Genomic DNA, 25,638 nt, shown 5'->3' on the forward strand with positions numbered 1-25,638 from the left:
GGAAATGAATCAATTGCAAACGAAACTGCAGATGTACATTGGCGGAGTCTGGGCAGACAGCGCATCCGGCGATGTCATTACCACGATCAATCCGGCAACCAAAGAGGCATTGGCTACTTTTCCACGGGGGAATCAGGACGATGTGGATCGTGCGGTCAAAGCAGCGCGGGCGACCTTTGAGTCGAACGAATGGCGGGAGATTTTGCCTGCTGAGCGGGGGCGGATGCTGCTGCGCCTGTGCCAGCTCATTCGCGAGCAAAAGGACGAACTGGCTCATCTGGAGACGCTGGATACAGGAAAGCCACTGGCACAGGCTCTAGCAGATGTAGAAGTAGCGGCGCGCTATTGCGAGTACTACGCAGGGGCTGCCGACAAGATTTTGGGCGAGACGATTCCGATCCGCTCCGATATCTTGAACTACACCATCCGCGAGCCACTGGGAGTCACGGCACACATCGTACCGTGGAACTATCCGATTCAGATTGCGGTGCGCAGTCTGGCTCCAGCGGTTGCAGCAGGTAACACGGTGGTCATGAAGCCGGCTGAGGATACCCCTATGACGGCACTGCGTATTGCTGATTTGTGTGAAAAGGCTGGCTTTCCAGCGGGTGTCATCAATATTGTAACCGGTTACGGAGCGGAGGCAGGTGCCGCTCTGGCTGCCCATCCTGATATTGACCATATCACTTTTACGGGCTCGGTCGTGACGGGGATGACGATCATGAAAACGGCCGCCCAGCAAATCAAGCCGGTGACGCTGGAGCTTGGCGGAAAATCGCCGAATATCGTGTTTGCGGACGCGGATTTGGATGAGGCCGCTCATTGGGTCGTGCGTTCCATCACGCAAAATGCGGGCCAGACTTGCTCGGCGGGGTCCAGACTTTTGGTAGAGGAATCCATTCGCGAGGAGTTCGTAGCGAAGGTAGCTTCGCTGATGTCTGCGCTACGAATCGGCCAAGGCCTGGAAAATGCGGAAATCGGACCGATCATCTCCGAGAAGCAGCTCACGAGAATCGAGTCATACATGCAGGTGGCACAGGAGGATGGAGCGATCATCCGCACAGGGGGGCGGCGACACACAGAGGCAGGAGACGGCTTCTTTTTCCAGCCGACTGTCATCGATGGAGTCAAACCCGAAGGCAGACTGGCGCAAGAGGAGATTTTCGGACCGGTCCTCGTCGTGCTGCCGTTTACGACAAAAGAAGAAGCACTCGCCATTGCAAATGGTACCGAATACGGCTTGGTCACAGGCGTCTGGACGTCGGACATTCACAAGGCGCATTGGCTTGCCAGCCGCGTGAAGTCCGGTCAAGTCTTCATCAATAACTACGGCGCCGGCGGTGGAGTCGAGATGACGTTTGGCGGCTATCGCAAGAGCGGCTTTGGCCGAGAAAAAGGTCTCGAAGCACTGAAGTACTACACCCAGGTGAAGAACGTAGCGATCAAAGTAAATGGATAAACGAGTCTACCCCTCGTTGGAAGACGGGGGGTTTGACCTTACAAGCATTGGATCCAAAATACAATATCCTGACACAGAATACAGATAGAGGTGATAGGGATGCGCCCATTGGATGGGATCACAGTCGTCGCATTGGAGCAGGCAGTTGCCGCCCCTTTTGCGACCCGCCAACTAGCGGAGCTGGGAGCGAGAGTAATCAAGATTGAACGGCCAAAGGTGGGAGATTTTGCTCGCCACTACGATACGACAGTGAATGGGATGTCGAGTCATTTTGTCTGGTGCAATCATTCCAAGGAATCGCTGACCTTGAATGTGAAAGAACCGGAAGCCAAGGAAATACTCGACCAGCTATTGGCGAAGGCAGACGTTTTTATCCAAAATTTTGGACCTGGGGCAATCGACCGCCTGGGATTTGGCATCGACGTATTAAAGGAGAAGTACCCGCAGCTGATTATTTGCAGCATTTCTGGCTATGGCGAAAACGGGCCTTATCGTGAGAAGAAAGCGTATGATCTGCTTGTTCAATGTGAGGCGGGCCTTGTCTCGGTGACAGGCTCGGAGGAAGTGCCATCCAAGGTAGGAATCTCTGTTGCGGATATTGCTGCCGGGATGTACGCGTACAGCGGCATCTTGTCAGCATTGATCGCGCGCTCGAGGACAGGAAAAGGAAGCGTGTTGGAAATCTCCATGCTTGAGGCATTGGGCGAATGGATGGGGTTTCCACTTTACTATACGAATTACAGCGGAAACGAGCCCAAGCGAAACGGAGCGAGTCACGCGACGATTTATCCGTACGGGCCGTTTCGCACCGGGAATGACAAAACCGTTTTTCTCGCGATCCAGAACGAGCGGGAGTGGGAGATGTTTTGCAATCAGGTACTCCAGCAGCCGGGAAGATCTGATGATGCGAGATTCGCGACTAACTCGGATCGCTTGCAAAACAAAGCCGTGCTGCAGGGCATCATCGATGAAGTCTTTTTGCAGCTGACAGCAGAAGAGGTCATTGCCCGTCTAGAGCAGGCCAAGATCGCCAACGCTCGACTGAATACCGTGCAGGACTTTTGGGAACACCCGCAGCTGAAGGCGCGAAATCGTTGGCGTCAGGTGGAGACTCCGGCAGGCCCTGTCCAAAGCTTGCTTCCCCCCGTCACGATGGAGGGCGTGGAGCCATGCATGGGACCGATCCCGGCGCTTGGGCAGCACAACGAGAAGATTTTGCTGGAGTGCGGCTTTGATGCCCAGACGATCCGTAAGTGGCAAAAGGCAGGTGTCGTGTAGATGAGAGGCGCCCGCACATGGATGTTTGTACCCGGTTCAGATGCGAGGAAGCTGGAGAAAGCAGCGCAATCACCTGTGGACGCCATTATTTACGATTTGGAGGATGCCGTCGCACGAGAAGAAAAGGCGATGGCGCGAGACTTGGTAAAAGTCGAGCTGCAAAAGCCATCCTCTCCGGACACGCCCGCTCGTTTCGTGAGAGTGAATGCGATGGATACCCCTTACTTCGAGCAAGATGTGAAAGCATGCCTTGCTGCAAAGCTGCGTGGGATCGTCCTGCCGAAAGCAGAGGAAACGGATGCGATTGTCAGGCTGGATGCATGGCTGAGTGAATGGGAGTCATCCGAAGCGAGCGACGGTCGTAGGGGACAGCAGCGGGAATCCCTGAAAATCGTGCCGCTGATCGAGTCTGCACGCGGGCTGCACCACGCCTATGAGATTGCCAGGTCGAGCAAGCGAGTACAGAGGCTGATGTTCGGCTCGATCGATTTTGCACTGGATATATCCGCTGAGCTGACAGCGGATGGGCTGGAGCTGCTCTACGCGCGATCGCAGCTGGTCGTCGTGTCTCGCGCAGCCGGAATCGGTGCACCGATTGATGCCGTTTACCCTCATTTCCGTGATCTAGAAGGGTTGATTCGCGAAACACAGCGCGCCAAGCAGCTCGGCTTCGGGGGAAAGCTGCTCATTCATCCCAGTCAAATCGCAGCGGTAAGGGATGTATTTGCTCCCAGCCGCGAAGAACTTGGAGAAGCCGAAAGCATCGTCGCAGCCTATGAAGCAGCGGTGGCTTCGGGGATTGGCAGTATCCAGCTAGGCGGAAAAATGGTAGATCTGCCTGTGTATGAACGGGCAAAAAGAATCGTCGACGAGGCGCGAAAGAGAAAGCTGTCCCTACATTCCAACCAAGGAGAAGAGCGATGAGCGTAAGCAAAGAGTTCGCCCGTTATGTGACTGGTTTGACATTTGCGCAGTTACCATCAGAAGTAGTGGCCTTTACGAAAACCTGCATACTGGATTGGCTGGGCTCTGCATACGCAGGGGCCAAGAAGCCGCCTGTTCAAATGATGGCGCAGGTAGCAGCTGAACTCGGGGGAGCCGAGCAAGCCACGCTTATGACAGGCGGCAGGTCTTCCGTGACTCATGCAGCTCTGGTCAACGGAGCGGCGAGCCATATCGTAGAGCTGGATGATATTCATAAAGCATCTATCATCCATGCAGGGACAGTGGTAATCCCAGCGGCGCTCGCTGTAGCACAGTGGCAGCAAAAAAGCGGGGAGGAGCTGATCGAGGCGATTGTAGCAGGCTACGAGGTGTGCTATCGCATCGGTGAGGCTGTTTCGCCGTCGCATTACTATTTCTGGCACAACACGTCTACGTGCGGCACGTTTGGAGCGGCGGTGGCAGCAGGTAAGCTTCTGGGGCTGGATGAAGAACAGCTGGTGCACGCTTTGGGGAGTGCTGGGACACAGGCAGCTGGCCTTTGGGAGTTTATCGAGGATGGGGCGATGTCCAAGCAGCTTCACCCGGGGAAAGCAGCGATGAACGGCATTCTGGCAGCGCTTTTGGCGCAGAAGGGCTTTACGGCAGCCAGCAAAATACTGGAGGGCAAACGCGGCTTTGTCCGCGCCATGTCACAGGAGGCAAACGCCGAGCAGATGACCCAGGGGCTAGGCTCTACGTACAAAATCATGGAGAATTCCTTTAAAATTCACGCTTCCTGTCGGCATACGCACCATGCGATTGACTTGATCCTCGAAATGATTGCTCAGCACGCCATATCGTGGAGTGAAGTGGAACGAGTCCGCGTCCAGACATATCAGGTGGCACTGACGATTACAGACAATCCGAGTCCCGCGAGTGTCTATGCCGCCAAATTCAGTTTGCAGTATTGTACAGCCCTCGCATTAGTAAAGGGAAGTGCGGGTATGCACGACTTTTCCGAGGAAGCCCTCTACGATCCAGCCATCCGCAAAGTGATGAGTCGTGTGGAAGTTGCCGTCGATCCTATCATGGATGCGCGCTATCCCGAGACCTGGGAGGCGACTGTTGAGCTGACCTTCACGGACGGAACGACTTTGAAAAAGCATACCGAGTACCCCAAGGGAGATCCGGAAAATCCGGTTTCGCACGATGATATCGTTCAGAAATTTCTGGCGCTCAGTGTTGACCTGCCACAGGATAGCATTCTGCACGATTTGCAGATGGTCGAGCGGCTGGAGCAAGTCCCTGATGTGGCGCTTCTCTTTGCACAGGGGAGGGGATGGGTGTGAGCTCGAGCAATGCGCTTCCTGCTTCAACCCCGTTGCTTCAAAAACATTTTCTTCTCTCGCGGCTGCATTCACTGGCAGGAATCGTGCCGCTTGGGGCTTTCTTGATCGAGCTTCTGTATTCCAATGCGGTCGCACTACAAGGAGCTTTCGCCTATGACAAGCAGGTGGCGACGCTGCAAGGCATCCCGTTTGTATGGCTACTGGAAATTTTCTTGATATTGCTTCCCTTGCTCTATCACGCTGGCTACGGAATCTATGTGTCGCTTCTTTCAAGCCCAAATACCCGCACCTATGGATACGGAAGCAACTGGCGCTTTCTACTGCAGCGGGTAAGCGGCATCGTGACCCTCTTGTTCGTGGTCTACCACGTCTGGAGCTTCCGGCTAAAGAGCGCCTTTTTTGGTACAGAGGTAGATTTTCACGCTGTTTCTGCGCATTTGCTCAATCCGTGGATTTTTGCTTTCTACGTCTTGGGCGTTCTTTCTGTGACGTTCCATTTTACTAACGGCCTGTGGTCGGGACTCATCACGTGGGGGATCACGACAGGACCGCGTGCCCAGCAGATTTCAGGGAGGATTTTGCTGGTGCTGTTCGCATTGCTCAGTGTTGTTGGCTTGGGGAGTATGCTGGCATTTGTGTAGCGAGCACCCTCGCCTTTGTTTCACGCATTTATTCGTGGGCAGGCTCGGGACGGCAGAATGAGCCCTCCTTGTACTTGCCTGTCTACTGCGACGAGAAGAAGGATGTGAGAGAGATGAAAAAGGAAGATATCCTCGTAATTGGAGGCGGGCTGGCCGGCTTGATGGCAGCGATCCAGATCGCGGAAAAAGGGGGGCGCGTCAAGCTGTTTTCCCTCGTACCTGTCCGCAGGTCCCACTCTGTCTGTGCCCAAGGCGGGATCAACGGCGCCGTCAATACAAAAGGCGAGGGGGACTCGACCTGGGAGCATTTCGATGACACGATTTATGGCGGCGATTTTCTGGCAGACCAGCCTCCTGTGAAAGCGATGTGCGAGGCTGCACCCGAGATCATCTACCTGTTTGACCGGATGGGTGTGCAGTTTAACCGGACGGTGGAAGGGCAGATCGATTTTCGCAGGCTGGGCGGAGCGAAGTATTCGCGGACGGCTTTTGCCGGAGCGACGACGGGACAGCAGCTGCTGTATGCCCTCGATGAACAGGTCAGGCGGTACGAAGCGGAGGGCTTGATCGAGAAATACGAGTATTGGGAGTTTTTGTCCCTCATTTTGGATGACGAGCCGCGTTGCCGAGGGATTGTGGCACAGGATCTGCGGTCGATGGAAATTCGCCATTTTCGCGCGAATGCCGTGATATTGGCGGCAGGCGGCATCGGCTACATTTTCCGCAAAAGCACCAATTCCGTGATCAATACAGGGAGTGCGCACAGCATCGCCTACCAGCAAGGCGTGCATTACGCCAATCCCGAGTTCATCCAGATCCACCCGACCGCGATTCCAGGAGACGACAAGCTGCGGCTGATGTCGGAGTCGGCGAGGGGAGAGGGCGGACGGCTGTGGGTGTATCGGGACGGCAAGCCTTGGTATTTCCTCGAGGAAAAATACCCGGCCTACGGGAATCTCGTACCCCGTGATATTGCCACCCGCGAGATTTTTCACGTCTGTGTCGACCTGAAGCTGGGAATCAACGGCGAGAACATGGTCTACCTCGACATCTCTCATCTCCCGACGAAGCAGCTGGATGAAAAGCTGGGTGGGATTCTGGACATCTATGAAAAATTTGTGGGGGATGACCCGCGCAAAGTCCCGATGCATATTTTCCCTGCGATGCACTACTCGATGGGCGGTCTTGCGGTCGATTACAGCCAGATGACCAATATCCAAGGGGTGTTCGCTTGCGGAGAGTGCGACCACCAATACCACGGCGCCAATCGACTGGGGGCCAACTCGCTCGTTTCCGCGGTTTACGGCGGGATGGTCGCAGGTCCGGCCGCTTTGCGCTATGTCTCTGGCCTCGCGAGCAGTGCAGAGGATTTGTCCTCGCATTTTTATGAGAGGGAGCAAAAGAAACAGGAGGAAGCTTTTGCAAAGCTCATTCGGATGGATGGACCGGAAAATCCGTACCAGCTGCATGTGGAGATGAGCGACTGGATGGTGGAGCACGTGACAGTCGTGCGCTACAACGATCGTTTGGATAAGACGGACGAGAAGCTGCAGGAGCTGCTGGAGAGGTGGCAGCGGATCGGTGTCGACGATACTTCTTCCTACCAGAACAGGACTGTTGCCTTTACGCGCCAGCTGCAAAACATGCTGCAGCTCGCACGCGTCATCACACTCGGGGCACGTAATCGCAACGAAAGCCGGGGCGCTCACTACAAGCCGGAATTTCCAGAGCGAGATGATGCCAAGTGGCTGAAAACGACATTGGCAACGCATACCGCAGCGGGACCCATTTTTCACTACAAAGACGTAGACATCTCTCATATTCAACCGCGAGCGCGAAGATATGACGTGGTCAAAGAAGTAGAGCCTGCGAAAGAGCAGGAGGGGATCATCCGATGACAGAGAAGCTCATTCGTATCAAGGTCAAACGGCAGGACGCTGCTGATCAGGTGCCGTACTGGGAGGAGTTCGACGTCCCGTACCGCAAAAATATGAATGTCATCTCGGCCCTCATGGAAATTCAGCGCAATCCTGTACGTGTAGATGGTGTGCGTGTACGCTCCGTATTTTGGGAGTACAATTGCCTGGAAGAGGTGTGTGGGGCTTGCAGCATGCGGATCAACGGCAAGGTACGTCAAGCCTGCTCTGCCCTGATTGACCGTCTGCAGCAGCCGATTGTACTCGAGCCGATGAGTACATTTCCCGTGGAGAAGGATTTGATTGTCAATCGTCAAATCATGTTTGATAGCCTGAAAAAAATCAAAGGCTGGATCGCAATCGACGGTACCTATCCGCTGGGAGCCGGTCCGCGCATTGCGCCAGATGAGCAGCAGGAAGCCTACAAATACGCGACGTGCATGACATGCGGCTGCTGTCTGGAGGCTTGTCCGAACGTCAATGACCACTCGCCTTATCTGGGGCCGCAAGCGATGGCACAGGCCAAGTACTTTAACAGCCATCCGATCGGCAAGATGATGGCAAAGGAGCGCCTCGAAGCTGTCATTAGCAACGCAGGTATCGCAAGCTGCGGCAATTCACAAAACTGTGTGCAGGTATGTCCAAAGGAAATCCCGTTGACGACAGCACTTGCCGAGCTGAATCGGGATGCAAACCGCTTCATGCTGCGAAAGCTTTTGAAAGGGTGACACAGATGCGGGAAGTGACCTATGAACAAATCGTCGATGCCGTGAAACAGCTTTGCATCGAGGCGAATGTCGATCTGGGGTTCGATGTCGTACGTGCCATGCAGGAAGCGAGAAAAAGGGAAAAATCAGCGGTGGCAGAAGAGGTGCTGTCACAGCTTTTGCAAAATGCAGAAATTGCTGCAGCTGAACGGGTGCCGATGTGCCAGGATACGGGGATGTCCGTCTTCCTCGTCGAGCTGGGACAGGATTGCCATATCGTCGGAGGGAGCCTGTACGATGCGATCAATGAAGGGGTTCGCAGGGGCTACGGAGAGGGGTATTTGCGCGCCTCCATCGTTCACGATCCGATCCAGCGTAAAAATACCGGGGACAACACACCGGGCATCGTCCATGTGGAGCTGGTGGCAGGCGACACATGCACGATTCATATGACGGCAAAAGGCTTTGGCAGTGAAAATATGAGCAGGCTGAAAATGATGAAGCCCTCTGATGGGATCGAGGGAGTCAAAGCGTTTGTCCTTGAAACGGTGAGGCTTGCGGGGCCGAATGCCTGCCCGCCGGTTGTAGTTGGTGTTGGTCTGGGAGGAAATTTTGAGATGTCCGCCTATCTGGCAAAGCGCGCCTTGTTTCGCCCAATCGGAGAACGAAATCAACGGGAAGACGCGGCACAGCTGGAGCTTGCGCTTTTGGAGCAGATCAACCAGCTTGGGCTAGGACCACAGGGAATGGGCGGTCGCACCACTGCTCTGGACGTCCATGTCGAGCTGTTCGCCACCCATATCGCGGGGCTGCCTGTCGCGGTCAATATCAACTGCCATGCCAGCCGCCACAAGCATGTCACGCTGTAGGAGGAGCCGATGTCAGCCAAACAACTCATACTCCCACTGAATCAACAGCAGATCAGGGAACTGCGTGCGGGGGATCGGGTGGAGCTAACCGGAATGATGTACACGGGACGGGATGCCGCCCACAAGCGCATGGCAGAAACGCTGCAAGCGGGTGGCAGCTTGCCTGTGGATCTAGCGGGACAGACGATTTACTATGTGGGTCCGACGCCTGCCAAGCCAGGGCAGGTAATCGGTTCAGCAGGTCCGACTACAAGCAGCCGTATGGATCCGTACACACCAGTCCTGCTCGCACAGGGGTTAAAAGGGATGATCGGAAAAGGCAGCCGGAGCGAGGCAGTCAAGAATGCCATCGTGCAATCCGAGGCTGTCTATTTCGCAGCGATTGGCGGGGCGGGAGCTCTGATCGCCAAGACGATTCGATCTGCAGAAATGGTTGCCTATCACGACCTGGGTACAGAAGCGATTTACCGTTTGGAGGTGGAACGATTTCCTGTCATCGTCATCAATGATGGGGTGGGTGGGGATCTGTATCAGCAATCGCTTGATTCCACTCGGAATGACTAGACAAAGGAAGGCGGATACCCTATCCTAATTCTAACATCTGGATGACAGATACAGTGAAAGCGAAAGGGCGAGCCATAGATGAGCAGAAAATATGAATTGCGGTTGGAAAGCCACGAATTGGATACGCTGCATATCAAAGTGTGTCGCGTTCTGCGGGAAGCGATATTGCGAGGACATTTCCAGCCGGGGGAACGTCTCGTTCAGGAAGAGCTGGCCTCTTCGCTAGGTGTTAGTCGTATGCCAGTCCGAGAGGCGCTCCGCAAGCTGGAAACAGAAGGTCTGGTCATCATCGAGCCGCATCGCGGTGCCATCGTCAAATCGTTGTCTGTGGAAGATATACAGGAAATATACGGTCTTCGCGCTCAGTTTGAACGGATGGCTGTGGAAATGAGCGTCGAGCATATGAGCCAGGAAGACATCCAACAGCTGGAAGAGCTGGTCGTCGCGATGGAGCAATCGACGGACTCCACCGTATTTATCGAATGCAATATTGAATTTCACCGGCTTTTGATCAGCCGCTGTACATGGAAACGCTTGGTGACATTTATCGAAACGCTGTGGAACGGTTTTCCTCAGCAAACACCCCAAATGCTCAGTGATCAGACTGAAAAATCAAACAAAGAGCATCGGCAGATATTGGATGCCATCAAGAACGGGGATGCAGCAGAAGCAGGCAGACTGGTTCATGGCCACATCAAGCGGACAGGAGACAACCTGGTCAAAAGCTTGCAGGAATCGCTTCAATAGCACGCAGGCATAGGGCTTCCCAGAAGGGGAACGGTCCTATGCCTGTTCTGTTCTTTCTGCCGGCGTTTTGACGTATTTCCTAGTGAGCTATCTGTCGATGCAGGCGAATGAAACGATGCCTATCCCCAATAAAATAACAGTCAGAACAACAAAAGATACGTGCATGCCTAAAAGAAATGACTGGCTCGCACTCAAGAGTGAGCCGATCATCGCGACACCGATCGTTGCTCCCAGCTGTCTAAATGCATTCAGAGCACCGGATGCCGTGCCGGTCTGTTCGTTGGAAACAGATGAGAGGACGGCTGCCATCAGCGAGGGAATGGTAAACGACACGCCGAAGCCAATCAGCAACAAACTTGCCAGCGTAAGGGCGTAACTCGTGCCGCTATTTGACAAGGCTTGCATCCATGCTCCCAGTCCTGTGAGAAAAAGGCCAGCGCTCATGGGAAGCCGAGCTCCGATCCTCCCGACGATTCGGCCCGTAACGATCGGATTGAAGGCGAGCGGGATCGTCATCGGCAGGAGAGCGAGGCCAGTTAGGTGAGCGGAAAACCCGCGTACTTGTTGAAAATACAAGGGAAGCAAAAACAGGATACCCGACAATCCGATGTTGATGGCCATACCGGCAAGCATTCCTACAGAGACGTTGCGTCTACGAAATAAGTGTAAAGGGAGCATGGGAGCCGCCACCTTTGTCTCAATGAACAAAAACGAGAGAGTTGCCGCAAGCGCGATACCAAATGCAGCGAGGATAACAGGCGAGCTCCAGCCGATCGCTCCGCCCTCCATCAGCCCAAAGGACCAGGCGGTAATTGCGGTAAAAATGGTGATTTGGCCAGCCAGGTCCAGACTTTTTCCCGGATTTCGATCAGTCTCACGAACGAGTCGAATCGTAATGGCTAAACTGATGAGGGCAAGTGGCACATTCAACAGAAAAATACTACGCCAGCCTAGCATGTCTACGAAAATACCACCAACGACTGGACCCCCAGCCATAGATAGTCCGGTCACGGCCGCCCAAATCCCTAGCGCACGGGCTCGCTCGGCAGAAGCCGGGTAGGCATGGGAGAGGAGCGTGAGCGAAGCAGGAAGCAGCGCTGCTCCGCCGATTCCTAGAACGGCTCGAATCACGATGAGTCCTGCGAGCGAGGTGACAAAGGCAGAGATGGCAGAGGCAACGAGGAAAATGAGCAAGCCTGCGATATACACCCGTTTGGCTCCCAGCTTGTCTGCAAGTGACCCCATCAAGAGGAGCAAGCCTGCAAATACAATCGTATAAGCATTGACTGTCCATTGCAGGCCGATGATTCCTCCCCCTAAATCGTTGTGAATAGCGGGCAGGGCAACACTGACGACCGTCGTATCCAGGAGGACCATAAAATAGCCGAGTGAAAGGCCGAGTAGGAGGAGAGCTCTGGATAATTTTTCTCTTTCCAAGGGAAGTCCCCTTTCCAATTGAGCTGGGAGTACGCGATCCCGCATGGAAAGTGTAAAATGAGCGTTGAACCCAAAAAAGATGACAGTTTATCCTAGGAGTAACGCTCCTAGTGTAATAGCTGCAAAAGGGAATGGCAGGTGCAAAAATGGAGCATGGAGATCGAGAACGACTCTTGGAGCTTGCTCACTTTTTAAAAACGAGGCGTGCGCGTATTTCGCCAGAGCTGGCTGGTCTTCCCCAGGCAGGGAGGCGTCGAACGCCGGGATTGCGCCGTGGAGAGGTCGCGCAGCTCGCCGGTGTCAGCGTAGACTGGTACACCTGGCTGGAACAGGGACGGGATATTCAAGTGTCCACTCAGGTCATCGAAAGCATCGCCCGCGCCCTTCAACTGGACGCTACTGAGCGCAGACATTTTTTTTTGCTGGCCCTGCAACAGCTGCCGGCTGATCCGGTACCGCCAGCTAGTGAGATTAGCCGTGCGCTGCAGCAATTCCTGGATCTTCAGGGGATATGTCCTGCCTATGTAACAGACCCACGACTGAATATCGTCGGATGGAATCAGGTGGCAAGCAGGATATACGGAACATATGAAACGATGTCAGCGCGGGAGAGAAATTCGGTTTGGCGGACATTTACTTCTCCATACGTGCGAGAGCTGCTGCAGGAAAATTGGGAGAGGCATGCCCGGCATCGGTTGGCACACTTTCGAGCCTGCTATGGAAGCTATAGCGGAGATCCCTGGTGGATGGAGCTCATTGAGGATTTGAGCCATGCGAGTGAAGAGTTTCGTGAGTGGTGGCCGAGGCATGATGTTTTGAATGGTCCGGAGGGGCTGAAAGTCAACTATCATCCGTCCGTAGGAAGCTCGTATTTGAACAGGTCTCCTTTCTTCTCTCCGATGCCCCTCATCTCACCGTTACGATCAACATGCCAAGAGACGATGGAGAAACGGCATCCAAGCTACGTATGCTTCTCTCCCATTCATAAGTCGAGAAAAGCGCGGTCTTTATGATCGCGCTTTTTTGTATCGAAACCTATCGAACAATTTCGAATGCTCCCCATTTACAGACGCGAAAAGTTGTAGTAGTATATGGTCATTCAACAAAGTTGAATAGAGGGAAACACGAGTACAAAGTGAGCGCAAAGTCAGTTCTTGACTCTTTTTTGCGATAACGTTTTTATTTGCGAATGAAAGCGTTTCATTTTGAAAGAGTCGGGCGAAGTGAGCAATGTACCCGTATAATTCAACGTAGAGTAGGAGAATGCGAGATGACTACCAGTCGGGTATCCGGATTTTACAAGCTATCACCTGAGGAAAGACTAGAGAAGGTAGCGCAGGCACGTAACCTGAGCGAGGAAGACAAACAAATCTTGTCAGGAGCAGCTCCTTTTCCATTGCGTACCGCCAATGCAATGATTGAAAACGTCGTGGGTGTGATGTCTATTCCACTGGGAATTGCGACCAACTTCAAAATCAACGGTGTCGATCGGTTCATCCCGATGGCTACGGAAGAGCCGTCAGTCGTGGCGGCAGCCAGCAACGCTGCCCGTACATCCTACGATCTGGGGGGCTTCCACACATCCTTGAGCGGTTCGATCATGCGAGGACAGATCCAGGTTGTAGATATTACGGATCCATATGGCGCGATGGCGAGAATCTATGAAAACAAAAAAGAGATTCTGGATCGCTGTAATGCAAAAGACCCGACGCTCGTTTCTTTGGGTGGCGGCGCGATTGACATCGAGGTGCACGTGATTGAACGGGCGAAGCAGCCGATGGTCGTGCTTCATCTGCTCGTAGATACGCGGGATGCGATGGGCGCGAATGCAGTCAATACGATGGCAGAGGCCGTAGCGCCTTATATCGAGGAGATTACCTCCGGCCGCGTCGTGCTGCGTATCATCTCCAACCTGGCAGACCGCCGTCTGGTGCGTGCACGTGCCGTCTTCTCGACGGAAGAGCTGGGTGGCAGTGAAGTCGTAGACAATATCATCCGCGCTTACGAATTTGCAGAGTGCGATCCATACCGCGCAACAACCCACAACAAAGGCATTATGAACGGTATTTCCGCTGTCGTACTGGCGACCGGTAACGACACGCGCGCAGTTGAAGCAGGGGCACATGCCTTTGCATCTGTGACAGGCCGCTATCGTTCCCTGACTCGCTGGGAGCTGAATCGTGAGGGCAATCTGGTGGGAACCATCGAATTGCCGATGGCTGTCGGGATTGTCGGAGGGGCGACCAAGTCTCATCCAACGGCTCGTCTCGGCCTGAAGGTCATGGACATCACAAACGCAGAGGACCTGGCAGGAGCAATCGCCGCTGTAGGTCTCGCACAAAACCTAGCAGCGATGCGGGCGCTGGCGGCAGAGGGCATTCAAAAAGGTCACATGGCGCTGCATGCACGCAACCTTGCCATGATGGCAGGCGCACAAGATGATCAGATCGACCAGATCGTGAAGCAAGCGATTCAAGAGAAGGATGTGCGCTATGACCGCATTCTGGAGCTGACCAAACAATTGCAAGAGGGGGCTGTCCATGGAAACTGAAATGGTTCGTAACGAGCAGCAAAAAGCGACGTCGCAGAAAGAATACATCGAGATTTTAGGGGACACAGTCGTTCCCGTCCGTATTCTATCGGCAATCGTGATCAGCATTTGTCTGAGCATCGGCGGTTATTTCTTGGGGAAAAGCATTTTCCCCAAGTTCGCTGAGGCGAAGATGGTTGGATCATACTCCCTTCTGCTCGGCATCTTGGGCAGTGTGATTGGCTTGATCATCTGTGCCAACCTGTTTAAACCTAGCCGTATTTTGACAGAAGAGGAAACGAGTTCTGAGGGTCTGGAAGAGATTCTGCTCAGCATGCAGGTAGATCCGAAAGCGGAGTACGACTTGATTAAAGACGACCCTATCACAAGAAAAGAGATGGAAGAGTTGGGGATTTTGGAAACATTCAAGCGCAGCGGGGGGCGAACTGAGTAATGAGCGTACTAATGATATCTATTTTGCTCGCACTGGCGGGTGCCATTATTTTCTCCCTGATCGGCCTAGTTTCGGGTACAGATGAAACCGCTATCATGGTTCCGTTCACGCTGCTCGTCATTTTGCTCGGTGCACCTCCAGAAGCTGTTTTCTCCTTCTTCATGGCGGCTGTATTGGCCAAGCACCTTACGCACGCGATCCCGACGGCACTGATGGGGATCCCGGGCGATACGACGGCAGTACCACTGATCGACCACGCATCATCGCTGCGCCGATTGGGCGTGCCTCACGTGGCTTTGCGCAAAATGCTGTCCGGCGGTTTGATCGGCGCTTTCATCGCACTGCCTACAGCGGTTTTGTTCGGTCAGTTCCTGGGTCAGTTCGCTGACTTTTTCAAATCGGCTTCCGGCCTGATCTTTACGCTGGCTGCCATTCTGATTGCGTACTTCTCCAAAGGAAAATGGGTAAGCGTCCTGATGATCATCCCGTTTGCCTTCTTCATTAAAAGTATTGATACCTTCAGCTTTAGCGTAGTAGAAAAGCATCTGAGCACGAGCTTCTTTTTAGGGATCGCGATTGGACCGATGCTCTCGGACATTCTGTTTTCCTTGTCTCCGAGCGCACGGAAAGCATTGGTTCGCTCGAAAGCCAAAGAGTATCACCTCGCACCGGAAACGAAATCCTGGAGGGGGTATTTTCCCAATCCGTTCCGCGTTTTGACAGGCAGACAGACGGCTCACACGGCAGCGACTTCCTTTGTCTCTTCGTTGACCTTTGCATTCAGCCCTGTGGGAATGACTTCCCTGATGGGGGAAATCGTAGGCTCGCGCAACAAGGGTGTGTACAAAAAGGCATCCTCCAGCTTGGCTTCCATGAACGGTGTCACCGAGTCCACCTACATTGCCGAAGCGATCATTCCTTTGCTGGCATTTGGGATTCCGCTCAGCCCAGTTGCACTCGGCCCGGCATCTCCTTTGTTCAACGCACCACCTGTCTTTACGAGTGATCCTGTGAACAACTTGCACAACATGCTGACACCGTGGGAGTTCTTCCTGTACGGCCTGATCGGTCTGGTGATCGCTGCATTGATTGCGTATCCGTTCGCAATGAACTACGCACGTAAAGCAACTGTGTTTGTCATGAAAAACATCAGTCAGGAAGCCATCGTCGGTATGTTCATCGGTCTGGCATGTCTGCTTGCTTTCCATGAAGCACAACTCGTTGGGGTTATTCTTACACTGACTATGGCAGCAGTCGGAGGATTGATGAACCGCGTACTGGGCGTCAGCTCCGGGGTACAGTTCATGATCTTCTACGGCTCCACCTACATGATGTCAAAACTGCTTGGAGCTTGATGACGATGAAATTCGATCCGAAACAAATCACCATCAAAGAAGTGGGGCCGCGAGATGGCTTGCAGAACGAGTCTGTCTTTGTCCCCACTGCTGACAAGATTGCCTGGATCAATCAGATGTCTCATACCGGCTTGTCTTATATCGAAGTAACGTCGTTCGTCCATCCAAAATGGATACCCGCCTTGGCGGATGCAGTTGAAGTGGCGGCAGGCATCGAGCGTGTGCCAGGTGTTACCTACGCGGCTCTGGTTCCAAATGCAAAGGGATTGGAGCGGGCGTTAACCGCCAATATCGATGAAGTATCGGTATTCATGTCAGCCAGTGAAACGCACAATTTGAAAAATATCAACAAGACACGCGAAGAAACCTATCCGATTCTGGCGGAAACGACGAAGGCAGCTTTGGCGGCAGGCAAGTCGGTCCGCGGCTATGTTTCCACCGTTTTTGGTTGCCCCTATGAAGGCGCAGTCGCGGTAGACGAGGTCATTCGCGTCACGGAAACACTGCTGGAGATGGGCGTACAGGAAATATCGCTCGGAGATACGATCGGGATCGCACAGCCTAGGCAGGTGCAGGAGGTGCTGGAGGTGTTGCTCCGACGCTTCCCGGCAGATAAGCTGGCGATGCACTTCCACGATACACGCGGTATGGCGATGGCGAATGTCCTCGTATCACTGGAAATGGGGATGACCACCTTTGACAGCTCGCTGGGCGGGCTGGGCGGCTGCCCGTACGCTCCAGGTGCATCAGGAAATATCGCAACAGACGATTTGCTGTACATGCTGCATGGTCTTGGGATGCAGACTGGGATCGACACAGATAAATTGCTGGAGGCCGCTCGCTTCATACAGGGCAAAATGGGCCGTTCCTTGATGAGCCACAGCATGCAGGCTTGCCAGTAAAAACGAAAAAAGCACAGCGACCAGAAGGAGCATGGAGAACATGCCCTCGAGGCTGCTGTGCTTTTTTTACAGGGGAGATTATTGCTGCGCCGCGTTTTGATCCATGTACACGATTTCCCACAGATGACCGTCCAAGTCCTGGAAGCTCCAGGCGTACATAAAGCCGTGGTCAACAGGCTCGTTATAAGGAGTCGCACCTGCTTCCAGTGCTCGGTTCACCAGCTCATTTACTTCGTCGCGGCTGTCCGCGGACAGTGCCACGATTACTTCTGTATGGCGAGTAGCGTCCACGATTTCTTTCTTTGTGCTCTGAATGAAAGAGTGGAAGAACTCTTCGACGAGAAGCATAGCGTAGATGTTTTCACTGATGACCATGCAAGCTGCCTGCTCGTTGGTGAATTGCGGGTTGAACTCAAAGCCTACTTTGGAGAAGAATTCTTTTGTTTTCTCCAGATCTTTGACCGAAAGATTGACGAAGATATTGTTCGTTGCCATGATCCAATCACCTCTATGGTAAATTTCCTGTAGGAACAGGATGCACATGCTCATAAGGGAAGTAAACCACAAAAAGGGAGTGGATGTTTCTTCTAAATTGCTATATTCTCTTCCTACTGTGTTTTGCTAGCGCGGATGATGGGAAAATGCGGATGGGTCATGAGGCGTTGGTAGCTTTTCGCGACGTCTTTGGGTAGCCGCAATCATCTCTGTGCATCGATGATTTTCTGTTTCACGCGGTGCACCTGTGTTAAAAACTTATTTTTGCTCGGGTTGTGATGATTAGCCTTTACATCCATCCATGAAAATTGCTATTTTCTAAACAGTGGAAATTGCATCCAGGCTTTGAAAATCTGTACTCATCCATTGCTTTGCTCACTTCAAAAAGTGGAGGTTCCCTTTATGCTAAACATACGGAATGTAAAAATGGAAGATTTGCCTCAGCTTGTAGCCATTGAACAGCTTTGCTTTTCAAAAGAAGAAGCGGCAACGAAAGAAACGCTGGAAAAACGCATTGCGCTCATTCCAGATAGCTTTTATGTGGCGGAAGAGGATGGGGTAATTGCGGGTTTTGTGAACGGCCCTGTAATGGAAACGGCGTTCATAACCGATGATTTATTTCGGGATAGTAAGGAAAATCCAGCGGCGGGCTGGCATCAAAGCATCTTGGGATTGGCGGTTTCTCCTCATTTTCAAAATCGTGGAGTAGCAGCAAGACTATTGGCGCATCTAGAAAACGAAGCAAGAGAGAAAAAACGTAAAACAATTACGCTTACATGTAAAGAGAATTTGATCCATTTCTATGAAAAGCAGGGATATATCAACAAAGGTGTCTCGAGCTCTAAACATGCTGGCGTTACGTGGTATAACATGAGTAAAGAATTGCTGTCATAGACGGGCAAAGGGTGTCAACGAACGGGGACAATCGTGCAAGAAACACCAAGTAACGGCTGCTGGTAGTAATGATAACTTTCCTAAGCCAATCATCAGAAGGAACAGAGCCACCTTTGGGTGGTTTTTTTTTGTTCATATTGAGTTCACAGAGGTGTATTACAGTGGCGCTATGCTGTTAAAGCGGAATTCTCTGGAGGGATCTTAGAATGTATAAATGGGTAATCGGGGCTGTTTTGTATGTGGCGCTGGTAATAGGTGGCTTTACGGTTTACGAAAAAGTGACTGCCAATGATAAACAAGCGGTTGCTTTGGCTAGCCAGGATAGCCATGAAAGTCACGGCGTGCGGCATAGTTCTGATTTGCATGAAGGAGGTAGTAGTGAAGTAAATACGTTTGTTCAAGCGGATGAAAAAGAAATCAAGATTTATGTAAAAGATAAGGCGGGAAATCCAGTTCATGAACTAGAAGTAAATCACGAGAAAATTCTCCATTTTATTGTAGTGGATGAGCATTTGCAAAAGTTTTACCACTTGCATCCGGAACAAACAGGAAAGGGGCAGTTTACAATCAAAAGCACCCTGCCTGAAGGATTTTATAAGGCATTTATTGATATGAAGCCCAAAAATCTTACTTATCAGGTAACGCCGGTCCCGTTTATCGTCGGCCATCCAAGTGTATCAGATCAGAACATTGGGATGAAGGTAGACAAAACGTTGACTCAACAGATCGATGGAGAAACCGTCACACTAAAGATGAGTAGCTTTGCGATCAATCAACCGGTCACGTTAACGTTTGATTTGGACAGAACCAACTTAACTACGTATTTAGGTGCCATGGGCCATGTGGTGATAGTAGACGAAGGTGCACAGCAGTATCTGCATGTTCATCCAGCTCAACAGGAGGAACCAGTATTTGAGACGCAGTTTGTGAAGCCCGGGATCTATAAAATTTGGGCGGAGTTCAAACAGGATGGAAAAGTAAGGGCATTTCCTTTTGTAGTAGAAATAAAGGGAGAGAAATAACATTGGCAAAGGTATTAGTGGTAGACGATGATGCTCATATCCGAGAGTTGGTCCGTTTGTATTTGGAGGATGAGGGCTTTGAAATAATCGAGAAATCGAATGGGGAGGAAGCGTTGCAATACGCTGAAAATCATATCGTGGATCTGGTGATTCTCGATATAATGATGCCGAAAATGGACGGTTGGGTCTTATGCGAGAATCTCCGTGCATTTGGTGAGATGCCCATCCTGATGATTACCGCGAAAGGGGAAGCAACTGATCGCATAAAAGGATTTAAACTCGGCACGGATGATTATTTGGTGAAGCCATTTGATCCGGTGGAGCTGGTTCTTCGGGTAAAGGCTTTGCTAAAGCGGTACCGCATCTCTACTGCAAGCGAGATACAGCTGGGCACAATTACATTAGATCGTAAGCGTTATCAGGTTATCTACAGCAATGGACAAACCATGACACTTCCCATGAAAGAATTCGAGGTGCTGTACAAACTGGGCAGTAATTCCGGGCAGTTATTTACAAGGAGCCATCTGATTGAACACATCTGGGGTATCGATTATGAAGGTGACGATCGGACAGTGGATGTTCACATTAAGAGGCTTCGGGAGAGGTTTACTGACTGTGAGTCTGATTTTCGCATCGTCACGATCAGGGGACTTGGTTATCGTCTGGAGGTGCGTCCGGATTAAATCGCTGTATACCCGCGTCGTATTGGTCTTTATCTTTATTGTGATGCTGAGCTTGTTCGCAGCGTTTTTGGTCAGTACATGGATGTTTGAAGGGCGGAAGCATACTTTTATCGAAGAAACGTTAGTAAAAGACGGCATAAACATCATCGAAGCATATCGGTCGAACCCATCTGCGGATGTGGGGTCGTATGTGCAAGGTTTCTCTGGTCTTTCGATTTACAGTGTCCAACTATACGATAAAGAAGGCGTGCCCCTGCTTGAAGAAAAAGAGCCCATACATGTGGAACAGAGTCAAATTCAGCAGGTGCTTGGTGGCGATATTGCACGCAGTCTCGATGCAGAAACGCAAGATCTTCCAATCGTGGGGGTTCCTTTTTCCGTGAAAGGTAATCCCTACGCTTTGTTTCTCACATTGGATAAGAATACGGTAGAGCAAGAGCAAGAAAATATGCCGTGGATTCATGCATTATATATTCTTGTTCTGCTGATTGGCAGCTTTCTGATTTTGATTGCCGCCCGTTATGTAGTAAATCCGATCATGCAGTTAACGGAAGCGACGAAGAGGATGGCAAAAGGGACCTTCGATTCGGCGAGCCTCCCCATGAATCGTAGGGATGAAATTGGTCAATTAAGCGTGAGTTTTCATGAGATGGCAAAAGAGCTGGCGAAACTGGATCAAATGCGGCAAGACTTTGTCTCGAGTGTCTCTCATGAGATTCAATCACCGTTAACTTCCATTTCAGGATTTACGAAAGCTTTAAAGCAGAAGAAAATGAGCGAAGAGACGCGTCTGCGTTATTTGACGATCATCGAGGAGGAGAGCGAGAGGTTATCCCGCTTGGGGCAAAATTTGCTTCAGCTCTCTTATTTACAGCAGGAGCAGCATCCATTGAAGGTGACTACCTACCAATTGGATGAGCAGCTGCGGAGGGCTGTCATCACTTTGGAGCCTTTATGGACCGTAAAAGAAATCAACATGGTCGTTGATCTTGAGGCCATAACCGTTCAAGCGGACAAAGATCAATTGGATCAGGTGTGGATTAACTTGCTGAACAACGCTATCAAATTTACTGCGCCTCACGGGACGATACGCATCCATTCGTTGGGGAATACTCATCAAAATATCGTATCGATATCAGACAGTGGAATCGGAATCCCTGAAGAAGAACTTGCTGATATTTTCAAGCCGTTTCATAAAGTGGACAAAGCCCGTAGCAGCTCTGTAAAGGGAAATGGGCTTGGTTTATCCATCGTCAAGCAAATCATAGAAATGCATAACGGAGAAATCCATGTGTCTAGCAGTCTTGGTGCCGGAACCATTTTTACGGTCGCACTACCGCGTGAGAACTAGCAAACCAACCTACGATTTTTCTAAAGGAAAAATATCGCCCGCGGGGGGCGGTATTTTTTTGTCTATCCTATCCGTTCATATTCAGTTCATGGAGCTGGTTTATCGTAATTTGAGGAAACAAATACGAAAAATTAGGATCAGAGGAGAATCGAGATGAGATCATTATTACGTATCGTTGTCTATGGAATGACGCTCGTTATCTTTTTCGGAGGGATCGGTGCGTTTGGGTATATTCACTCCAATCAGGGATATTGGCTCCCCACTCGGCAAACTTCGATGCCTGCTTTACAAGAGGTGAGCGTCCCTGAGCATCATCCGGAAAAGCCTACAGTAGCAGTCATGTTATCCAATCCGACGACAGAGGTTTTTGATTTCATGGTTCCGTATGAAATGTTCGCGATGACGGGGGCTTATAACGTCTATGCAGTTGCCCCGGACAAAAATGTGAAGACACTTTCTGGCGGTTTGGATCTGATGCCGCACTATTCTTTTGATGAACTGGATCGCTTATTAGGAAAAAGTCCCGACCTAATAGTGATCCCGGCCATGCCTAGAGTTGACGAAGCCAAGTATAAACCAGTCCGGGAATGGATTCAAAAACATGCGGATACGAAGCTGTTAAGCATTTGCGCTGGAGCGGTGAATCTGGCCGATACAGGTCTATTAAAAGGGAAAGAAGCAATCACCGACTGGAAAAGCTTCGATTATGGCGAAATCAATAACTATCCTGAAACAAAGTGGAGAAGGGATGTTCGTTATGTTGTGGACGGGAATATCGTCTCTTCAGCAGCTCTCACCTCAGGAATCGATGCTGTTCTTTATGTGATCTCCCAGCAAGTGAGCGAATCTACAGCGGAAAAAATAGCAAAAGAGATGAATTACCCTTTTTATCATTTCGTAAAAAATCCGAAGGTAGATCCTTATTATGTGGATGGAACCGAATTGATTTTTTGGTTCAACCAAGCATTCCAATGGAGCAAAAAGGACGCAGGGGTATTGTTGTATAACGGGATGGATGACGGTGCACTTGCGACGATTTTTGATACGTATGCCGCTTCTGGAACAACAAGGGTCCACACCGTTTCAGACGCCAAGCAGCCTATCGTCACGAAGTATCACCTTAACCTAGTCTCCAGATATCATATGTCGAATGCGCCGAAGCTGGATCGAATGTTCGTTCCCGGGGTGGAGGCGGAGTCTTTAGCTGCGGAAGATGTCAGCCAGTGGAACGAAAAGAGTAACAACGTGGTGCCACAGTTCATTCACAGTGGCTCCGCTGACCGATTTATCTTTGATGCTCCACTTGAAGATTTAGCCAAACAAGAAGACGTCCTAACCGCTAAATATGGTGCCAAGCGATTGGAATACCGTGCCACCCATTTAACCTTCGAAGGCAGTCCGTTTTCCTATGAAGCTTTCGGTATCTCCGTTTTGCTTGGTTTAGCTGCATTTCTTGCTGCTTTCCTTATTGATAGGCGATTCATTAATCGAAAAGGAAAAAGAGGTCCTCATCAAAATGGGCAGGGGAGTTGAGAAGTTGTTAACGCAAAATAAAGACCCTTAGGTTTCCCTAAGGGTTCGTTGATGGATAAGAATCAGGATATCCTTACCTCGAACTGGTCTGTCACTGTACCGCCTTTACTATCGCTTGCTGTTACTTTCACAATGTCATAGGTGGAATTGCCCGGAGCATCATGAAATACAATTTTTCCATAGTTTGGACTTGTAATATCATTGTTGAAAGTGTATACAAAGCCAGTTCCAAATTCAAACTCAATGGTAAAGGTTAGGCTGTCTCCATCGAGATCATCAAAATAATCTGTAAGAGAAAGAAGTTGAGACATTCCATAAAGAGGGATAGTGACATCCGGAATTCCTGAACCTAAAACTATGGGCACATTATTGCTATTCTCGACTTATCCCATTCTGCTAAGGGTTTCGTTCGAGCCTACACCGTGCGAGCGACTTTCATCGCACACGGCGTTCCATCAACGGAAAAGAAACAAGAATTACAATGGGCAATCAAATTATACTGCTATCTATGTCCTGATTTACAGAAGTTGTTTTCGACAGAATTATAGTTTAGGAGATTCGCTGGATTTCCTCAATGTCTCTTGTTGCAAACCTCACCAAGTTTTTTTCCCCAGATTTAGTTTGAACATTTGACAAAAACGGCGGTGGCATTTAGATGAAAATAATGGGGCAGGACTGTGCACATTAGCAATCTAAGAGAAACCAGGTCTAGTGTTGGATGATAAAATGCAGACAAAAAGGAGGCGGCTTATGGGACGTGTAATCTTGCAAATGAATGTGACACTGGACGGTTGCTGTGACCACACGCAGATGATTGCAGATGAGGAGCTCCACCAGTATTCGGTGGACATGATGGACCAGTCAGATGGTCTGCTTTTTGGACGTGAAATCTACCAGCTTATGGAGCGTTTCTGGCCAGCGATAGCCAGCAGCGGCGACGGACCTCAATTCATGGTCGACTTCGCACGCAAGCTTGATCAGAAACCCAAGTACGTTGTCTCGCGAACGCTGGATCACGTGTCGTGGCAGAACTCTTTCTTGTTGAAGGGGCCAGTTTCCGAAGAGGTGCCACAGCTTACGGCAGAAGGGAAGAACCTACTCGTTAACGGCGGTCCCGGCCTCGGTTCCACCTTGGCACAACTAGGTGTGGTGGATGAGTATCACTTCCTGGTACATCCAATCGTTGCCGGACGTGGCCCCCAATTATTGGGGGGAGTTCATGATCGACTGAATCTGAAGCTGACCGGGACTAAACCCTTCAGCTCCGGCGTCGTGCTGCTCAGCTACACGCCCGTTCGTTGACTGCTTGGCTGATCACCGAGGATACAGCTAATGTACTGACAAACAGATCTTTCCTCTGCTGAGCCACCTGTTGTGACAAGCTGCCTACGGTTGAACAGGAGGTCAATACGAGGAGCGGAGTAAATTAGACTACCCAACATCGGTTTGTTAAGCGAACGAGTTTGATAGTGCAATAACAATGTGGAAAGGCACTAGAATTAACCGGCTGCCTTTTCTGCACGAACGGTAGGGTAATGAAAGCGCAAGATCTTGAAATTTATATTCCCCTATACTAAAAAAGGCAATTAGTTGTGACGAAAAATGGGGTTGCTTGGTTTTGCCGAGTATGCGCCATTTATCATTTTCGGTTTGTTCGCTGGTGTATGGATAGACAGATTTCCTCGGCGGCCTATTCTAGTCGCCGCTAACTTTTTCAAGGTCGTGTGAATGCTACATTTCGCTTTATCTCGTGGGGGGCTTTGCCGCTAGGTTCGTTACTTGGAGGGATGATAGGGGGGACAATGGGTTTACGGTTCGCTTTACTTGCGGGTGGCATTGGATTGTTAGCTTCAGCTTGTACGTTATTGTTCACCCCATTTTTACAGCTGCGTGTGAAATCATTTCAATATTCAATGAACATACGGTGACAAGGTGTTTTTTGTTTGGAAGGAATTTGTAATTTTTGATTAGAATAATTAGGAAGATGATCAGGTAGTCAATTTTAACATAGAAGGAGATAAAACTTTGGCAAAAAACAAATTACTAAGAATGGACAATGTCGGCATCGTTGTAGAATCCCTTGATGACGCAATCTCTTTCTTCGAGGAGATTGGCTTGACCCTCGAAGGGCGAGCCACTGTCGAAGGGGAATGGGCTGGTCGCGTAACCGGACTGGGTTCTCAGCGTGTAGAGATTGCGATGATGGTTACCCCAGATGGCCACAGCAGACTTGAGCTTTCGCGATTTCTCACCCCTCCTCCTATTTCAGATCACCGGACTGCTCCTGTAAACTCCCTCGGCTATCTACGCGTCATGTTCGCTGTTGAAGACATTGACGAAATGGTGTCCAGACTCATTAAGCGTGGCGCTCAGCTCGTTGGCGAAGTGGTTCAGTACAAGGACTCGTATCGGCTCTGCTACATTCGTGGAACCGAAGGAATTCTAATCGGGCTGGCAGAACAACTCGGGAATAAATAAGGGAGTGACGTTTTATAACAAGTCTTTACTGGCTTGCCTGTGGGCGAGCT

General features: G+C 50.9%; 25 protein-coding genes. 22 read left to right on the forward strand and 3 right to left on the reverse strand.

Going from position 1 to position 25,638, the window contains the following annotated elements; genetic code table 11:
• Positions 1–4 precede the first annotated feature (4 nt).
• The 10 genes from ACLIN2_RS08235 (at position 5) to ACLIN2_RS08280 (ending at position 10,454) form a co-directional block, all read left to right on the forward strand.
• Positions 5–1,459, forward strand: a complete 1,455-nt coding sequence (locus ACLIN2_RS08235) for an aldehyde dehydrogenase family protein (protein ID WP_411503745.1) — start codon at positions 5–7, stop codon at positions 1,457–1,459.
• Positions 1,460–1,558: 99 nt separating this feature from the next.
• On the forward strand, positions 1,559–2,737 hold the full coding sequence (locus tag ACLIN2_RS08240) for a CaiB/BaiF CoA transferase family protein (protein WP_411503746.1): 1,179 nt from the start codon (positions 1,559–1,561) through the stop codon (positions 2,735–2,737).
• Complete coding sequence (locus tag ACLIN2_RS08245) at positions 2,738–3,661, forward strand: HpcH/HpaI aldolase/citrate lyase family protein (RefSeq protein ID WP_411503747.1); 924 nt, start codon at positions 2,738–2,740, stop codon at positions 3,659–3,661.
• On the forward strand, positions 3,658–5,010 hold the full coding sequence (locus ACLIN2_RS08250) for an MmgE/PrpD family protein (RefSeq protein ID WP_411503748.1): 1,353 nt from the start codon (positions 3,658–3,660) through the stop codon (positions 5,008–5,010). The genes ACLIN2_RS08245 and ACLIN2_RS08250 overlap by 4 nt, the downstream gene beginning before the upstream one ends.
• Entirely contained in the window at positions 5,007–5,651 is a 645-nt protein-coding gene (locus ACLIN2_RS08255) for a succinate dehydrogenase (protein ID WP_411503749.1), read from the forward strand. Before ACLIN2_RS08250 ends, ACLIN2_RS08255 begins: the two co-directional genes overlap by 4 nt.
• Before the next feature lie 113 nt (positions 5,652–5,764).
• Positions 5,765–7,549 carry a succinate dehydrogenase flavoprotein subunit gene (gene sdhA / locus ACLIN2_RS08260; protein WP_411503750.1) on the forward strand — a complete coding sequence of 595 codons (1,785 nt, stop codon included), beginning with the start codon at positions 5,765–5,767 and terminating at the stop codon, positions 7,547–7,549.
• Positions 7,546–8,295 carry a succinate dehydrogenase iron-sulfur subunit gene (gene sdhB / locus ACLIN2_RS08265; protein ID WP_122959958.1) on the forward strand — a complete coding sequence of 250 codons (750 nt, stop codon included), beginning with the start codon at positions 7,546–7,548 and terminating at the stop codon, positions 8,293–8,295. Before sdhA ends, sdhB begins: the two co-directional genes overlap by 4 nt.
• Before the next feature lie 5 nt (positions 8,296–8,300).
• Complete coding sequence (locus ACLIN2_RS08270; protein ID WP_411503751.1) at positions 8,301–9,143, forward strand: fumarate hydratase; 843 nt, start codon at positions 8,301–8,303, stop codon at positions 9,141–9,143.
• A gap of 9 nt (positions 9,144–9,152) precedes the next feature.
• Positions 9,153–9,707, forward strand: coding sequence for a Fe-S-containing hydro-lyase (locus ACLIN2_RS08275; RefSeq protein WP_411503752.1), 555 nt, complete (start codon positions 9,153–9,155; stop codon positions 9,705–9,707).
• Positions 9,708–9,785: 78 nt separating this feature from the next.
• Complete coding sequence (locus tag ACLIN2_RS08280; RefSeq protein ID WP_092266014.1) at positions 9,786–10,454, forward strand: GntR family transcriptional regulator; 669 nt, start codon at positions 9,786–9,788, stop codon at positions 10,452–10,454.
• Positions 10,455–10,541: 87 nt separating this feature from the next.
• Here ACLIN2_RS08280 and ACLIN2_RS08285 read toward each other — a convergent pair whose 3' ends face one another.
• Positions 10,542–11,891, reverse strand: a complete 1,350-nt coding sequence (locus ACLIN2_RS08285; RefSeq protein ID WP_411503753.1) for an MFS transporter — start codon at positions 11,889–11,891, stop codon at positions 10,542–10,544.
• Positions 11,892–12,037: 146 nt separating this feature from the next.
• Here ACLIN2_RS08285 and ACLIN2_RS08290 point away from each other — a divergent pair, with 146 nt between their 5' ends.
• The 5 genes from ACLIN2_RS08290 to ACLIN2_RS08310 all read left to right on the forward strand — a co-directional run bounded on the left by ACLIN2_RS08290 (position 12,038) and on the right by ACLIN2_RS08310 (position 17,132).
• Positions 12,038–12,904, forward strand: a complete 867-nt coding sequence (locus ACLIN2_RS08290) for a helix-turn-helix transcriptional regulator (protein WP_411503754.1) — start codon at positions 12,038–12,040, stop codon at positions 12,902–12,904.
• A gap of 257 nt (positions 12,905–13,161) precedes the next feature.
• The gene (locus tag ACLIN2_RS08295) at positions 13,162–14,442 is read left to right on the forward strand and encodes a hydroxymethylglutaryl-CoA reductase, degradative (RefSeq protein ID WP_411503755.1); all 1,281 of its coding nucleotides are present in this window, start codon (positions 13,162–13,164) and stop codon (positions 14,440–14,442) included.
• Positions 14,432–14,875 (forward strand): hypothetical protein, encoded by a 444-nt coding sequence (locus ACLIN2_RS08300; protein WP_092266011.1) that lies wholly within the window; start codon positions 14,432–14,434, stop codon positions 14,873–14,875. The genes ACLIN2_RS08295 and ACLIN2_RS08300 overlap by 11 nt, the downstream gene beginning before the upstream one ends.
• Positions 14,875–16,230 carry a tripartite tricarboxylate transporter permease gene (locus ACLIN2_RS08305; protein WP_092266010.1) on the forward strand — a complete coding sequence of 452 codons (1,356 nt, stop codon included), beginning with the start codon at positions 14,875–14,877 and terminating at the stop codon, positions 16,228–16,230. Before ACLIN2_RS08300 ends, ACLIN2_RS08305 begins: the two co-directional genes overlap by 1 nt.
• 5 nt (positions 16,231–16,235) lie before the next feature.
• Positions 16,236–17,132 carry a hydroxymethylglutaryl-CoA lyase gene (locus ACLIN2_RS08310; protein WP_092266009.1) on the forward strand — a complete coding sequence of 299 codons (897 nt, stop codon included), beginning with the start codon at positions 16,236–16,238 and terminating at the stop codon, positions 17,130–17,132.
• A 78-nt stretch (positions 17,133–17,210) separates the two neighbouring features.
• Here the strand turns inward: ACLIN2_RS08310 and ACLIN2_RS08315 are convergent, their stop codons facing one another.
• Positions 17,211–17,627, reverse strand: a complete 417-nt coding sequence (locus ACLIN2_RS08315) for a VOC family protein (protein WP_411503756.1) — start codon at positions 17,625–17,627, stop codon at positions 17,211–17,213.
• Between the two features lie 402 nt (positions 17,628–18,029).
• Here ACLIN2_RS08315 and ACLIN2_RS08320 point away from each other — a divergent pair, with 402 nt between their 5' ends.
• The 5 genes from ACLIN2_RS08320 to ACLIN2_RS08340 all read left to right on the forward strand — a co-directional run bounded on the left by ACLIN2_RS08320 (position 18,030) and on the right by ACLIN2_RS08340 (position 23,110).
• Positions 18,030–18,521 carry a GNAT family N-acetyltransferase gene (locus ACLIN2_RS08320; RefSeq protein ID WP_411503757.1) on the forward strand — a complete coding sequence of 164 codons (492 nt, stop codon included), beginning with the start codon at positions 18,030–18,032 and terminating at the stop codon, positions 18,519–18,521.
• 206 nt (positions 18,522–18,727) lie between these two features.
• Positions 18,728–19,543 (forward strand): hypothetical protein, encoded by an 816-nt coding sequence (locus ACLIN2_RS08325; protein ID WP_411503758.1) that lies wholly within the window; start codon positions 18,728–18,730, stop codon positions 19,541–19,543.
• A 2-nt stretch (positions 19,544–19,545) separates the two neighbouring features.
• Positions 19,546–20,226 (forward strand): response regulator transcription factor, encoded by a 681-nt coding sequence (locus tag ACLIN2_RS08330; protein WP_411503759.1) that lies wholly within the window; start codon positions 19,546–19,548, stop codon positions 20,224–20,226.
• Positions 20,159–21,577, forward strand: a complete 1,419-nt coding sequence (locus ACLIN2_RS08335) for a sensor histidine kinase (protein WP_411503760.1) — start codon at positions 20,159–20,161, stop codon at positions 21,575–21,577. Before ACLIN2_RS08330 ends, ACLIN2_RS08335 begins: the two co-directional genes overlap by 68 nt.
• A gap of 153 nt (positions 21,578–21,730) precedes the next feature.
• A complete protein-coding gene (locus ACLIN2_RS08340; protein ID WP_411503761.1) occupies positions 21,731–23,110 on the forward strand; it encodes a DJ-1/PfpI family protein in 1,380 nt (459 codons plus the stop codon).
• Positions 23,111–23,172: 62 nt separating this feature from the next.
• Here the strand turns inward: ACLIN2_RS08340 and ACLIN2_RS08345 are convergent, their stop codons facing one another.
• On the reverse strand, positions 23,173–23,475 hold the full coding sequence (locus ACLIN2_RS08345) for a hypothetical protein (RefSeq protein WP_411503762.1): 303 nt from the start codon (positions 23,473–23,475) through the stop codon (positions 23,173–23,175).
• 385 nt (positions 23,476–23,860) lie between these two features.
• Between ACLIN2_RS08345 and ACLIN2_RS08350 the strand changes: the two genes are divergently transcribed.
• Together ACLIN2_RS08350 and ACLIN2_RS08355 are read left to right on the forward strand one after the other, a co-directional pair.
• Complete coding sequence (locus ACLIN2_RS08350; protein WP_411503763.1) at positions 23,861–24,412, forward strand: dihydrofolate reductase family protein; 552 nt, start codon at positions 23,861–23,863, stop codon at positions 24,410–24,412.
• A 723-nt stretch (positions 24,413–25,135) separates the two neighbouring features.
• Positions 25,136–25,588: a VOC family protein gene (locus tag ACLIN2_RS08355; RefSeq protein WP_411503764.1), complete on the forward strand. Its 453-nt coding sequence runs from the start codon at positions 25,136–25,138 to the stop codon at positions 25,586–25,588.
• Positions 25,589–25,638 lie beyond the last annotated feature (50 nt).

The sequence above is a fragment of the Brevibacillus centrosporus genome, from assembly GCF_046622605.1.
Taxonomy (GTDB): domain Bacteria; phylum Bacillota; class Bacilli; order Brevibacillales; family Brevibacillaceae; genus Brevibacillus; species Brevibacillus centrosporus.

Coding starts and splice junctions, on each gene's coding strand:
- ACLIN2_RS08235 (WP_411503745.1), top strand. CDS start 5: ATGAATCAATTGCAAACGAAACTGCAGATGTACATTGGCGGAGTCTGG.
- ACLIN2_RS08240 (WP_411503746.1), top strand. CDS start 1,559: ATGCGCCCATTGGATGGGATCACAGTCGTCGCATTGGAGCAGGCAGTT.
- ACLIN2_RS08245 (WP_411503747.1), top strand. CDS start 2,738: ATGAGAGGCGCCCGCACATGGATGTTTGTACCCGGTTCAGATGCGAGG.
- ACLIN2_RS08250 (WP_411503748.1), top strand. CDS start 3,658: ATGAGCGTAAGCAAAGAGTTCGCCCGTTATGTGACTGGTTTGACATTT.
- sdhA (WP_411503750.1), top strand. CDS start 5,765: ATGAAAAAGGAAGATATCCTCGTAATTGGAGGCGGGCTGGCCGGCTTG.
- sdhB (WP_122959958.1), top strand. CDS start 7,546: ATGACAGAGAAGCTCATTCGTATCAAGGTCAAACGGCAGGACGCTGCT.
- ACLIN2_RS08270 (WP_411503751.1), top strand. CDS start 8,301: ATGCGGGAAGTGACCTATGAACAAATCGTCGATGCCGTGAAACAGCTT.
- ACLIN2_RS08275 (WP_411503752.1), top strand. CDS start 9,153: ATGTCAGCCAAACAACTCATACTCCCACTGAATCAACAGCAGATCAGG.
- ACLIN2_RS08280 (WP_092266014.1), top strand. CDS start 9,786: ATGAGCAGAAAATATGAATTGCGGTTGGAAAGCCACGAATTGGATACG.
- ACLIN2_RS08290 (WP_411503754.1), top strand. CDS start 12,038: ATGGAGCATGGAGATCGAGAACGACTCTTGGAGCTTGCTCACTTTTTA.
- ACLIN2_RS08295 (WP_411503755.1), top strand. CDS start 13,162: ATGACTACCAGTCGGGTATCCGGATTTTACAAGCTATCACCTGAGGAA.
- ACLIN2_RS08300 (WP_092266011.1), top strand. CDS start 14,432: ATGGAAACTGAAATGGTTCGTAACGAGCAGCAAAAAGCGACGTCGCAG.
- ACLIN2_RS08305 (WP_092266010.1), top strand. CDS start 14,875: ATGAGCGTACTAATGATATCTATTTTGCTCGCACTGGCGGGTGCCATT.
- ACLIN2_RS08310 (WP_092266009.1), top strand. CDS start 16,236: ATGAAATTCGATCCGAAACAAATCACCATCAAAGAAGTGGGGCCGCGA.
- ACLIN2_RS08315 (WP_411503756.1), bottom strand. CDS start 17,627: ATGGCAACGAACAATATCTTCGTCAATCTTTCGGTCAAAGATCTGGAG.
- ACLIN2_RS08320 (WP_411503757.1), top strand. CDS start 18,030: ATGCTAAACATACGGAATGTAAAAATGGAAGATTTGCCTCAGCTTGTA.
- ACLIN2_RS08325 (WP_411503758.1), top strand. CDS start 18,728: ATGTATAAATGGGTAATCGGGGCTGTTTTGTATGTGGCGCTGGTAATA.
- ACLIN2_RS08340 (WP_411503761.1), top strand. CDS start 21,731: ATGAGATCATTATTACGTATCGTTGTCTATGGAATGACGCTCGTTATC.
- ACLIN2_RS08350 (WP_411503763.1), top strand. CDS start 23,861: ATGGGACGTGTAATCTTGCAAATGAATGTGACACTGGACGGTTGCTGT.